General features: G+C 54.0%; 11 protein-coding genes and 1 tRNA gene. 6 read left to right on the top strand and 6 right to left on the bottom strand.

Annotation, left to right across the window (positions count from 1 at the left end; translation table 11 throughout):
- Nucleotides 1-22 precede the first annotated feature (22 nt).
- Nucleotides 23-1,162 (top strand): aminotransferase class I/II-fold pyridoxal phosphate-dependent enzyme, encoded by a 1,140-nt coding sequence (locus tag CHB83_RS13445; RefSeq protein ID WP_089333007.1) that lies wholly within the window; start codon nucleotides 23-25, stop codon nucleotides 1,160-1,162.
- Nucleotides 1,163-1,320: 158 nt separating this feature from the next.
- Here CHB83_RS13445 and CHB83_RS13440 read toward each other — a convergent pair whose 3' ends face one another.
- The 4 genes from CHB83_RS13440 to atpD form a co-directional block, all read right to left on the bottom strand.
- Complete coding sequence (locus CHB83_RS13440; protein ID WP_143437134.1) at nucleotides 1,321-2,019, bottom strand: hypothetical protein; 699 nt, start codon at nucleotides 2,017-2,019, stop codon at nucleotides 1,321-1,323.
- Between the two features lie 714 nt (nucleotides 2,020-2,733).
- Nucleotides 2,734-3,855: a trans-sulfuration enzyme family protein gene (locus CHB83_RS13435; protein ID WP_089333005.1), complete on the bottom strand. Its 1,122-nt coding sequence runs from the start codon at nucleotides 3,853-3,855 to the stop codon at nucleotides 2,734-2,736.
- A 301-nt stretch (nucleotides 3,856-4,156) separates the two neighbouring features.
- Complete coding sequence (gene atpC / locus CHB83_RS13430) at nucleotides 4,157-4,396, bottom strand: ATP synthase F1 subunit epsilon (protein WP_089333004.1); 240 nt, start codon at nucleotides 4,394-4,396, stop codon at nucleotides 4,157-4,159.
- Nucleotides 4,397-4,503: 107 nt separating this feature from the next.
- Complete coding sequence (atpD, locus tag CHB83_RS13425) at nucleotides 4,504-6,009, bottom strand: F0F1 ATP synthase subunit beta (protein WP_045687377.1); 1,506 nt, start codon at nucleotides 6,007-6,009, stop codon at nucleotides 4,504-4,506.
- A gap of 266 nt (nucleotides 6,010-6,275) precedes the next feature.
- On the opposite strand from atpD, the gene CHB83_RS13420 reads away from it, so the two are divergent.
- The 4 genes from CHB83_RS13420 (at nucleotide 6,276) to pth (ending at nucleotide 8,850) form a co-directional block, all read left to right on the top strand.
- A tRNA-Gln gene (locus tag CHB83_RS13420) sits at nucleotides 6,276-6,351 on the top strand.
- 88 nt (nucleotides 6,352-6,439) lie between these two features.
- Nucleotides 6,440-7,369 carry a ribose-phosphate pyrophosphokinase gene (locus tag CHB83_RS13415; protein WP_045687378.1) on the top strand — a complete coding sequence of 310 codons (930 nt, stop codon included), beginning with the start codon at nucleotides 6,440-6,442 and terminating at the stop codon, nucleotides 7,367-7,369.
- 152 nt (nucleotides 7,370-7,521) lie between these two features.
- Nucleotides 7,522-8,094, top strand: a complete 573-nt coding sequence (locus tag CHB83_RS13410) for a 50S ribosomal protein L25/general stress protein Ctc (RefSeq protein ID WP_045687379.1) — start codon at nucleotides 7,522-7,524, stop codon at nucleotides 8,092-8,094.
- A 192-nt stretch (nucleotides 8,095-8,286) separates the two neighbouring features.
- On the top strand, nucleotides 8,287-8,850 hold the full coding sequence (gene pth / locus CHB83_RS13405; RefSeq protein WP_045687380.1) for an aminoacyl-tRNA hydrolase: 564 nt from the start codon (nucleotides 8,287-8,289) through the stop codon (nucleotides 8,848-8,850).
- A 100-nt stretch (nucleotides 8,851-8,950) separates the two neighbouring features.
- Here pth and metG read toward each other — a convergent pair whose 3' ends face one another.
- Nucleotides 8,951-10,999 (bottom strand): methionine--tRNA ligase, encoded by a 2,049-nt coding sequence (gene metG, locus CHB83_RS13400; RefSeq protein WP_089333003.1) that lies wholly within the window; start codon nucleotides 10,997-10,999, stop codon nucleotides 8,951-8,953.
- A 212-nt stretch (nucleotides 11,000-11,211) separates the two neighbouring features.
- Between metG and CHB83_RS13395 the strand changes: the two genes are divergently transcribed.
- Nucleotides 11,212-11,832: a hypothetical protein gene (locus CHB83_RS13395; protein ID WP_089333002.1), complete on the top strand. Its 621-nt coding sequence runs from the start codon at nucleotides 11,212-11,214 to the stop codon at nucleotides 11,830-11,832.
- Nucleotides 11,833-11,921: 89 nt separating this feature from the next.
- Here the strand turns inward: CHB83_RS13395 and CHB83_RS13390 are convergent, their stop codons facing one another.
- Nucleotides 11,922-12,260: a hypothetical protein gene (locus tag CHB83_RS13390; protein ID WP_045687382.1), complete on the bottom strand. Its 339-nt coding sequence runs from the start codon at nucleotides 12,258-12,260 to the stop codon at nucleotides 11,922-11,924.
- Nucleotides 12,261-12,335 lie beyond the last annotated feature (75 nt).

Raw genomic sequence — 12,335 nt, 5'->3', positions numbered from 1 at the left:
GCTACTCTATTCCCTTTATTTCATGCGCAGCCAGGACTACGACCGACTGTATCTCTCGCCTCCTCACCTTGGTCGGCACGAACTCAACTACTTGCACAAAGCTATTGAGGACAATTGGGTAGCTCCGGCCGGCCCAAACCTTGATGGATTCGAGCGTGATATTTGCGAATTTACGGGCGCTGAACACTGCGTAGCCCTCACCTCTGGCACAGCAGCCATCCACTTGGGCCTGCGGCTACTGGGAGTTGGCCCCGGCGACGAAGTTCTGTGTCCGTCCTTCACGTTCGTGGCTACAGCAAATCCTGTGCTGTACCTGGGTGCTACTCCCATATTTATCGACAGCGAGGCTGATACGTGGAATATGTGCCCTCAGCGGCTCCGGGAAGCCCTAGAGCAATTATGCCAACAAGGCCGCCGCCCCAAAGCCCTCCTCTTGGTGCACCTCTACGGCATGCCCGCCAAGTTGCGTGAATTGCTGGCCCTGGCCGCTGAATTCGAAATACCCGTACTGGAAGACGCGGCCGAAGCCCTCGGTGCTAGTTACGATGGGCGCCCCCTCGGCACCTTCGGGGATGTAGGCGTCTTCTCTTTTAACGGCAATAAAATCCTGACCACTAGCGGGGGCGGCGCCTTGGTTACTAACAATTCCGCGTGGGCACAAAAGACCCGTTTCTGGGCCACGCAGGCAAAGGATGCAGCCCCTTATTACCAACACTCCGAAGTTGGGTATAACTACCGCCTCAGTAACCTACTGGCTGGCATTGGGCGGGGCCAGATGGAGCTGCTGGAGGACCGCGTGAAGAAACGCCGCGAAATTTACGCCTGGTATCGGGAGCAACTTAAGTTTGTGCCAGGCCTGACTTTTGGCCCCACGGAGCCCACTGGCGGCCGTTCTAACCGCTGGCTCACTACCATCCTGCTGAACCCAGCTGAAACGGAGGTCACCCCTGAGCAACTCCGTCTGCACCTCGAGAACCATAACATTGAGAGCCGGCCTCTTTGGAAGCCCCTGCATTTGCAGCCACTTTTTACTACTGCTCCTATGCACGGCGGCGAGGTATGTACCAATCTATTTCAACGGGGCTTATGCCTGCCTTCCGGTACCGCTATGGAAGAGGCCGATTTGCGCCGAGTTGCCCACGCTATCCAAGCCATCGTCTAGTTTTCTACTGTTAGTCAGCCGCCTAATTAGTACAAAAGGTTCATTTGATAGTTTTAAACGCACAAAACTGCTTTCGCCTAGTATAAAGCAAAAGTGCTTTTATGTCACGGTGAGGCTATTTTTTCTTCCCTATCATCAAGAACTCAGTCTATAATTAGCTATTCTTTATAATAGTGAACGTCGAAGCGGCCTTGCGTCACGGGGATTGGGTCACCGTTTTTACTTATATCACACACGCTGCCTCGGAAGATGCCGGAAATTACTCGTGCTGTAGTATCAAATCGGGTGATGATTAGGGTGCTGGGAAAGCGCCGAACAGTGGTGTAGTGGTCGGTAGTGGTGGAATATTCTACTTGCTTAGTATCGCTCAGCGTTAAGTGGGCAGCCATAGGTGAGGTGGTTTCATACTTGTCATTACCTAGTTTATAGGTACCTAGCCCATGCACTTCTGGTAGTACCAAGTTGATGGTGCGGTAAGTACGACCAACCCGCATGATGGCCGATAGCATAAATGAAAAGTGTTTCTGATCGGCCGGCTTCTCGCCTACTACCCCCACGGCACCTGCTTGCCGACATTCTCCCGGCTTAGCCAAAACTAAGTAGTTGCACCACACTTCCTCGCCAGCTAAGCACCCAACGGTGTTGGCACCCTGCCGAGTAACCGCAGGTAATATTCGGGCCTGCAATGGCAATTGCCCACGTAGAGCCAGACTATCAACCCGGCGCCGGTCTGCCCAGCACTGCCGCTCTAGTTCCTTGGCAGCATCCAGGTTGCGCTGCTCCATTGGGTCGATGCTGAAATCAGCGGCCTTTTTATTGACTACCGCCCACCCTTCCCCATCTGGCTGCGGTGGCATAGTGCTTGTGGGATAGGGCCACTGCTCTACCTTATTAAAAAGAGGGGATATGGGATGCAATACCACACGGCGGTAGGTAGTATCTCCTATTCCCCATCCCCACTTTTTTTGATCTACTAGCACTTCATTGCCCCGCCGAAAGTACACGTACGAAGTGCGCCAGCTTTTTAAGGGGAGGAAGAAGTTAGCTCCCTGGTAAACCAACGCGAGGCCGCCGGGTACTAACGCTAGCATGATAGCAAAGCCTACTATCAGGAAAGAACCAAGCCACAATCGGATTGGCCATGTAGAGGACCACCCGAAATGACTTGCGGCGGAGAGCAGCAGTAACCAAAGCCCGCAATGCACCGCACTACGCACATAGGATCTAGTAAACTCAAGCGGAGTGAGGACTTCGATTACCGTAAAGATGAGACATAGCACCCAAAGCCAACCTAAACAGAAAGTCAGGTAAGCTGTGCCTTTGTCAATGAAAGCAGCAATAGCGCTCCTACCATTTTCTACTCCGTTGCCGATCCTTTCAATAACTGGAAATCGATCAACGGTAACAACTCGGAGTATCTCAACAAGTGTCCTTACAGCTGAATAGATGTTGTTCTCTTTGAGGTTATCCCTGTAGTGCTTTTGGCTAAGAAACCATACAATCACTATAAACAGTAGCGTGCCCATCAGCTTGCAGTGCTATGGAATATAAGCTTGCTTATGTGCCCGCTGCTAGGCCAGAGCTTGCGCTAGGTCAGCCAGCAATTCTTCTGCTGGTTCGATACCCACCGATAGGCGCACCAAGCCCGTGCTGATACCTAAATCGGCCTGCTGCTCCGGGGTAAGGTAGCGGTGTGAGGTACCAAGCGGATAGGACATAGACGAATCGACGCCGGCCAGCGAAGGCGCAAAAGGGAAACGTTGACTACGGCGCATAAAGCCATTCACAACTTCGGCGTCGTCAGCCAGCAGTATAGACAGCATCCCTCCGAAGAGCCCTGCTCCTTGCGCTTCGGCTAGCTCATGCTGTGAATGTGTGGTCAGTCCCGGGTAATAAACCGCTCGTACTGCTGCGTGCTGAGCCAAAAAGGTAGCAACGGCCAGCGCATTGTGGCTATGCTCACGCACCCGCAGGCGTAGCGTTTTCAATCCGCGCACCGCCAGCCAGCTTTCCATAGGACTTAGCGTAAGACCATAAAAAGTACTTATTTGCTTGAGGCGGGCAGCTACATCAGCGTCAGCTGCCACTACTACGCCCGCTGTCACATCAGAGTGGCCCGCAATGTATTTCGTTACGCTATGCAGGCTAATGTCGGCGCCGAGTTCCAGAGGGCGAGTTAGCACTGGGGTAGCAAACGTGTTATCGACGACCAGCTTCAACTCGTGGCGGTGGCACTCGGCGGCTACTTGGCGCAAATCAACCACCCGCAGCAGTGGGTTGCTCAGCGTCTCCACTAGCAGCAGCCGGGTAGTAGGCTGCACAAAAGAGGTTAGGTCGTTGAGTTGCTCGAAAGGAACGTAGGTGACGCTAATTCCTAACCGGCTCAGTTCGGCATTCAGTAAGCTAGACGAGCCTCCGTAGATGTCGGCTGCGCAGAGCACATGGTCACCGGCTTGGCAAAAGGCCATAAACGCGGCAAAAATAGCTGCCATGCCCGAGCCCGTCGCTACGGCCCCCGCCCCGCCTTCCAGACGGTTAACGGCCGCTGCTAGCTCGTCGGAATTGGGGTTGCCGTTGCGAGAATACATGTACCGACTGCCCGGCTCGCCGAAATACTGTTCCAGCTCATTTAGGTCTTCAAACTTGAAAACAGAGCTTTGGTAAATGGGGGTAATCTTAGGATGAATTTCCATGAGGCGGGCAGGTAAGCTGGCAACGCGAGTCGGGCAACATGTGTGTCCCCTTTGATGTGGAAAGCGTCCCAGACTCAACGACGATGCAAGCTAAAGTTTACCGCACACTTATCCACCGATTGACTGCGGCAGTTGGTGTAGTTACTCCCAAGGAAAGTCATTCGTAGCGTCTCACTAACCACTTAATACAACTGAAAACTGGCTGTTTCCTCCGTGTTCAGCATTTCCCATCAGACGCGAAAAGCCCCGCAGCCAAGAATGGCTACGGGGCTTTTACAAGTCAGGTATTCAATCGAACTGCTTAAACGGAAGCGCCTTCAGCTAGTACGATAACATTATTGCGAAGCACCTCTACTACCCCGCCTTCGATGCGGAAAGAGTCGGTGCCACCATTGAGCACTACGTCGCCAGCTTGCAAAGCTGAAATCAGCGGAGCGTGGTTGTTCAAAACCTCAAACAACCCATCGACACCCGGGAACCGGGCCGACGTAACCTCGCCTTCAAATACTTTCCGGTCGGGCGTGATGATTTCCAGATGCATCTTTTCTAATGTGAGAGATGTAGCAAGGTGCAGAATGTACTACTGAGTAGGCAGCGTTGAAGCCAACTAGGCTTGTCTCGGTAGCACATTCCCCACACTAGAAGAAATTACTTGGCTTCTGCCATCAGCTTCTCGCCTTTGGCTACCGCGTCCTCAATGTTACCAACGAGGTTGAAAGCAGCTTCGGGCAGGTGGTCATACTTACCATCAATGATGGCGTTGAAACCGATAATGGTTTCTTTGATGTCAACCAGTACACCCTTCAGGCCGGTAAACTGCTCAGCAACGTGGAAGGGCTGTGACAGGAAGCGCTGCACACGGCGGGCGCGAGTTACCGTCAGCTTGTCTTCCTCCGAGAGTTCGTCCATACCCAAGATGGCGATGATGTCTTGCAGTTCTTTGTAGCGCTGCAGAATCTCTTTCACACGCTGGGCAGCATTGTAGTGCTCATTACCGATAACGGCAGGGTCCAGAATGCGGGAGGTAGAGTCCAGAGGGTCTACGGCGGGGTAAATACCCAGCTCGGAGATTTTGCGGCTCAGTACGGTCGTAGCATCCAAGTGGGCAAACGTCGTCGACGGAGCCGGGTCAGTCAAGTCATCGGCAGGTACATATACAGCCTGTACCGAGGTGATAGAACCACGCTTGGTAGAGGTAATACGCTCTTGCATGGCACCCATTTCGGTAGCCAGCGTGGGCTGGTAACCTACGGCCGAAGGCATACGGCCCAACAGAGCCGATACTTCTGAGCCAGCCTGGGTAAAGCGGAAGATGTTGTCAATGAAGAACAGAATGTCGCGGCCAGCACCAGTGCCGTCGCCGTCACGGAAGTTCTCGGCTACTGTCAGACCCGACAGAGCTACGCGGGCACGGGCTCCGGGGGGCTCGTTCATTTGACCGAACACGAGGGTAGCCTGCGACTTCAGCAGCTCATTCTCGTCAACTTTGGTGAGGTCCCAGCCACCTTGCTCCATCGAGTGCTTGAACTCCTCACCGTATTTGATGATGTCCGACTCAATGAATTCACGCAGCAAGTCATTGCCTTCGCGGGTACGCTCGCCCACGCCAGCAAACACCGACAGACCAGCGTAGGCCTTGGCGATGTTGTTTACCAGCTCCATGATCAGTACGGTTTTGCCTACACCAGCACCACCGAACAAACCAATTTTGCCGCCCTTCACATACGGAGCGAGCAAGTCAATTACTTTGATACCCGTGTAGAGAATTTCCGACGAGGTAGCCAGATCTTCGAAGGGGGGAGCCAAGCGGTGAATAGGCAAGGCGCCGTCGCTCTTCGGCTGGGGAATGCCATCAATGGCTTGGCCAATTACATTGAATAGGCGGCCCTTGATGCCTTCGCCCGTGGGCATCGACATAGGAGCGCCCAAATCGCGTACTTCTGCGCCGCGGGTCAGGCCCTCGGTCGAGTCCATAGCGATGGTACGCACACGGTCCTCGCCCAGGTGCTGCTGGCACTCCAGGATTACCACCTGGCCGTTGTCTTTCGTCACTTCGAGGGCGTCGAGGATGTTGGGCAGCTTAGAGCCTTCACCCGCGAAGCTCACGTCCACAACGGGACCAATAACCTGGGTGATTTTGCCGGTATTCGCCATTACGTCTTATTTGTATGGGATGGGTTGCAACATTTCAGGCCGCAAAACTACGGCTTAATCCTTGCATTGCCAAGGGTACCCACGGTGGGGCTTTGCAAGTTTTTTTTACACTTTTTTCGCCTGAAAATCAGGCAAAAACCCTCTTTTCACCCCTGCTATGCCCTCCTCAACCAGAAATTTTTTTTGCCGAAAACTTGCCAGGAATAAAAGCCGCCGTACATTTGCAGAACCAAACGGCACTCCCACACCGGAACCGTACGGGAAATTGTCCGATGGTGTAACCGGCAACACGCTTGATTTTGATTCAAGAAAGTCCAGGTTCGAGCCCTGGTCGGACAACCACTACCACACCTGCGAAAGGCGCTGAGTCTTCCTTCTTGGAAGAATCGGCGCCTTTCGCTTTTTCTGTTTCTCTCCCTTTTACTTTCCCATGTCACAGCAGGTAAAAATTTTCGCGGGCAATGCCTCTCGCGAACTGGGTGCTCAGATTGCCGCCGCCTACGGTACGCCACTTGGCGACCTCAGCCTTCAGCGTTTCGCCGATACTGAGCTCGGACCTAGTTTCAACGAGAGCATTCGGGGCTGCGCCGTATTCCTGATTCAGAGTACTAACCCACCAGCCGAAAACCTGATGGAGCTAGCACTGATGGTAGATGCAGCTAAGCGAGCCTCCGCCTATAAGGTTAACATAGTAATGCCCTACATGGGCTACGCTCGGCAAGACCGGAAGGACAAACCACGGGTAAGCATCGGGGCCAAAGTAGTAGCCAACATTATTCAGAGCGTAGGAGCCGACCGCCTCATGACTTGCGACTTGCACGCAGGCCAGATTCAGGGCTTCTTTGATATTCCCGTAGATCATTTGGACGGTGCCACTGTGACGGCGCCTTACATTAAGTCGCTCAACCTGGATAATCTCATCTTTGCTTCACCCGACGTGGGCGGAGTAGTGCGCACCCGCGCCTTCGCTAAGAAGTTCGGGGCCGAAATCGTGGTCTGCGACAAAATGCGCTTGCGGGCTAACGAAATTGCTTCAATGCAAGTAATTGGCGACGTAGCTGGCATGAACGTAGTGCTCGTGGACGATATCGTGGACACGGCTGGCACTATTTGCAAGGCTGCTGAACTCCTGATGGAGCGCGGCGCGAAGTCAGTGCGGGCGGTGATTACCCACGGCGTGCTGAGCGGTCCGGCACATGAGCGCATCCGTAATTCGGCCCTGGAGGAGCTAGTAATTACGGATACTATCCCGCTCAAGGAGGAGAACCCCAAGATCAAAGTTATTTCAGTTGCTGGCCTGTTTGCCCAAGCTATCCGCAACGTAGTAACGCACGAGTCTATAAGCTCACTGTTCGTCTAGTTTGTACCTACCCAACTAGTTGTATTGGGTAGTGGCTACCTGCTAAACTATCTTTCAATAGAGGTGGGTAGGTAGTCTAATGCAAAAAGGCTATCTTTGCGGCCCGTTTACCTGCTGTGGGTAAGCATTTTTATCTTCAAACGAACACGTTTATGAAAAGCCTCGAGATTGTAGGGTTTAAAAGAGCGAATCTCGGTAAGAAGGATGCCAAAGCGCTACGCCTGGATTCTTACGTACCGTGCGTACTGTATGGCGCTGGCGAGCAAGTGCACTTCTCGGCTCCGGCCATTCTGTTCCGCGAACTGCTGTACACCCCCGAAGTACACATCGTAGAGCTGAACATCGAAGGCGACATCCGTCGCGCTATCGTGCAAGACGCTCAGTTCCATCCTGTGAACGAAATGCTACTGCACGTTGACTTCCTGGAGCTGCAGGAAGGCAAAGAAGTGAAAATGGACGTACCAGTACGTTTCGTAGGTGTATCACCCGGCGTATTGGCTGGTGGTAAGCTGGTAAGCAAGCTGCGTAAGCTGAAAGTGAAGGCGGCTCCTGATAACCTGCCCGACTTTGTTCCCGTTGATATTTCCGACCTGGCCCTGGGCAAGTCGATCAAAGTAAACAAGGTAGAAGCACAAGGCTACACCATCCTCACCAACCCGCTGGCTCCTATTGCTACTGTGACCATTCCACGTGGTCTGCGTGGCACGCTGCAGGCAGAGAAATAAAGCACGAAATGGCTGGGATGCAGCAGGGACTACGCAACTCGCGCCTACTGCTCTCTCCGCTACCGAAAAAGCCGTCCTGCTTGCAGGGCGGCTTTTTTTATACAGGGTTTACAGCAAGGCTACTCTATTCCTCGCGTGCTTATGCTGGGCTAGTGCGCCCGTACCCGTCAACACTCCATTTAACTCCGTGATATGAAGTTTCTTGTTCTATGCCTAGGCAACATTGGGCCAGAGTACGCCGATACGCGGCATAACGTGGGCTTTATGGTAGGCGACTACCTGGCGCAAAAACACGAAGCGCGCTTTGAGCTTGGGCGCCACGCTTTCACTACCGAAATTAAGCACAAAGGCCACACGTTTGTGCTGGCTAAGCCTACCACCTACATGAACCTGAGCGGCAAGGCAGCAGCGCACTGGCTTAGTACCCTCAAAATTCCGAAGGAGCAGATGGTAGTGGTAACGGATGACTTGGCTCTTCCTTTTGGGAAGTTACGACTGAAAGGCAAAGGCTCGGCCGGTGGACAAAACGGCCTCAAGCACATTCAAGAAACCATTGGCACCGACGAGTACGCCCGGCTCCGTTTTGGTATTGATGCTACCTTCAGCAAAGGCCGGCAGGTAGACTATGTGCTCAGCCCTTTCTCCGACGATGAAAAGATTGAACTAGCTACTCGCCTAGAAAAAGCAGCCGAAGCGGTGCTGCTGTTCGGTACGGTAGGCCTTGAGCGAGCCATGAACGTAGTTAATGTAAAGTAGCTCCTTATCGACAGGAAATAGCACGGCGCCTAACTCACCTGCTCCTGACGGTGTACTGTCAGGAGCAGGTGAGTTAGGCGCCGTGCCAATAAGAACAGACCTATGCGATGCTCGAACCGGGGCGTACGTGGCTGCTAGGCTGCATCAGACTCAGAGAGCCATCGGCGTTTTCAGCCATCAGGAGCATGCCTTGACTTTGAATGCCTTTGATTTCGCGCGGAGCTAGGTTGAGCAGTACTTGCACCTGCTGGCCTACTAGGGCCTCTGGGAGAAAGTGCTCCGCAATACCCGACACGATGGTGCGAGGCTCATCAAACCCTAAATCTACGCTTAGCTTCAGCAGCTTCTTGGTTTTAGCTACCTTCTCGGCTGCCACAATAGTACCAATGCGCAGGTCCATCGTTTGGAACTGCTCGAAGCTCACGTCGTCCTTGGCGGGGGCAGCTACGGCCGCCGCCAGCTCATTTGCCTTCTTAGTGTCCAGAAGCTTCTGCACCTGAGCTTCCACGGTAGCGTCCTCAATTTTGTCGAAGAGCAGTGCTGCTGCCGCCAGTTGGTGTCCCGTAGCTAGCGAATCGGGGCGGCCTGCCGCAGACCACGCGCCTTTTTCCAGGTTCAGCATGGTGCCCAGCTTCTCGGCCGAGTAAGGCAGGAAGGGTTCCATAAGGGTAACCAAGCTAGCGGCCAGTTGCAGAGCTACGTGCAGCACGGTGCCCGTGCGGGCCTCATCCGTTTTGATAAGCTTCCAAGGCTCCGTATCGGCGAGGTATTTGTTGCCGAGGCGAGTGAGGTTCATTAGCTCATTGAGCGCATCACGAAAGCGGTAGTTATCAATAAGCTCCCCAATGCGGGCAGGAAACTCGCCGAGCTGGCGCAGTACGTCTTCATCCTCAGTAGTAAACCCAACGGCCGCCGGCACTTTACCCGCGAAGAACTTGTGCGTGAGTACCAAAGCTCGGTTCACGAAGTTGCCCAGGTTGGCTACCAGCTCGTTGTTGTTGCGGGCCTGAAAATCCTTCCAGGTAAAGTCATTGTCCTTATTTTCAGGAGCGTTGGCACACAGCACGTAGCGTAGCACGTCGGCTTTACCGGGAAAGTCCTGCAAGTACTCGTGCAGCCACACTGCCCAGTTGCGCGAAGTAGAGATTTTGTCGCCCTCTAAGTTTAGAAACTCATTGGCGGGTACGTTATCAGGCAAGATGTAATCACCATGTGCCTTGAGCATCGCCGGGAAGATGATGCAGTGGAACACGATGTTGTCTTTACCGATGAAGTGCACTAGCTTGGTGCCTGCGTCTTGCCAATACGGCTTCCAGGCGTCGCCGGGCAGCAAGTCTTTAGTGGCCGATATATAGCCAATGGGCGCGTCGAACCACACGTACAGCACTTTGCCCTCGGCGCCTGGCACAGGCACGGGCACGCCCCAATCCAAGTCGCGGGTTACGGCGCGAGGGTGCAGGCCCTGGTCAATCCAGCTTTTGCACTGCCCGTACACGTTGGTTTTCCAGTCGTTTTTGTGGCCTTCCACAATCCACTCGCGCAGCCAAGGCTCGTACTGGTCGAGGGGCAAGTACCAGTGCTTAGTCTCGCGCAAAATTGGCGAGTTACCGGAGAGCATGGAGCGCGGATTAATCAGTTCCGTGGGGCTGAGGGAAGTGCCGCATTTCTCGCACTGGTCGCCGTAGGCATTGTCGTTGCCACAGTTCGGGCAGGTACCCACGATGTAACGGTCGGCCAGAAATTGGTCGGCCTTTTCATCGTAGTACTGCTCTGAGGTTTGCTCAATGAACTTATCGTCCTCGTAAAGCTGCTTGAAAAAGCCGCTGGCCGTTTCGGCGTGCGTTGTCGACGAGGTGCGGGAATAGATATCGAAGGAAACGCCAAATTCCTGAAACGAGTCGCGGATAATGGCGTGGTATTTATCTACCACTTGTTGGGGCGTAACGCCTTCTTTCTGGGCCCGAATGGTGATGGGCACGCCGTGCTCATCGGAGCCGCAAATAAACTTGACATCGCGCTGCTGAGCGCGCAGGTAGCGTACGTAGATGTCGGCGGGCAAGTAGACGCCGGCCAGGTGGCCGATATGAACGGGGCCGTTGGCGTAAGGCAGCGCAGCCGTAACCGTGTAGCGTTGGGGGGTACCAGGCATGAGAGAGGAAGTCGGATAATCCGAAGTAAGCACAGAAACAGGCTAACCCAGCGGGCCAGCCGAACACAAAGGAACGAGTAAAAAAGAGGAAAGGTGCAGGGAGCCCTCCAACGGACGAGGCAGGAAGTGAATACTGCTATATTTGGGCAGCTTACCGTGGAGTTTATTCGTATTGGCAGTAGCACTTCCCTACCCCCTCACTTCATACGCCCATGAAAAACACAGATCAGGAACTAGTAGCCAAGAAGGCGAAGAAGGAAAAAGACCCAAGCGAAAAAGCTCAGCGCAAAGCTGTTAAAGCCGCTGCATCTACATCAGCAACCCTTTCCGACAAAGGCACGGCTAAGAAGTCTAGCCAAAAGAAAGCTCTCAAGGCAGCTGCTAAGCAACTTCAAAAGGAGTTGGACCTTCGCATCAAAGAAGTGGTGAAACGCATTCGCAAGGATACCAAAGTTAAGTTGAAGGAAGTAGTGAAAGATGCTACTCGTCGCCTCGATGTAGACATGGAGCAACTATTTGAGCAGGCACTCCATTCTATCGTTGGGCACCATGAGAATGGTACGCTGGCTGCTTCTGACAGCATTTCTTCACTTACGGCTCCGGTAGTAGCTACCGACACGACGCCGAGCAGCCCCACCAAGCCAGCTGCCCGGCGCGCAGGAGTGGCTAACGCCAAACCTACTGGCGTTACGGTAGCCAATCCACCCAAGCCAACCGCCCCACGCAACCGCAATCGGTCGGCGGCAGCGCGTAAAGCAAGTACCCCCGTGGCATCGAGCGACGCGACGCCATCGTCGAACGGCGCTGCTGTCCCTGAAGACACCAATGCGTAGTAGCTAGCAGCTAGTAAACAACTATAAGGCCCGCTATCCTTTCAGATGGCGGGCCTTGTGCGTTTTGAACCACTTACTACAAGCTGTAGCTATGGCAACTGTAGCGTATCAATAGGCGCACCGTTCACCCGCCGCAGGCGAGTTTCGGGGGTGCTAGTGTTGTTATCGTTGGTATTCAATGTTTCAGGACGCTTGCGGGAGTTGATTCCACTGGCTTGCTGGCCTAGCTGTACTCGCCCCGGCGTTGCATCTGGCACGGAGCCCCCATAGCCAGCATTGCTATTGTACGCCGCCTGGCGGTCGGCGTCCGTTAGGATACGGGTTGGCGTCCGTCGCACGGCGTTTTCTTCGGTAGATGTTTCTTGCGAGGTGGTGCACGCGCCTAGCAGCGTAGCCAGCGCGAGATAAAGGGTAGCGGCGGATTTCATGATTAAAAACAAAGAAGCCAGTCCGGCGCGGGCTGGCTTCTTTGCTAACGAGTTGGCGGCGCGGAAGTTGGTCTT

Origin of the sequence: Hymenobacter mucosus, assembly GCF_900188255.1 — a bacterium.
Taxonomy (GTDB): domain Bacteria; phylum Bacteroidota; class Bacteroidia; order Cytophagales; family Hymenobacteraceae; genus Hymenobacter; species Hymenobacter mucosus.
This window is presented reverse-complemented; position numbering and strand designations above follow the sequence as displayed.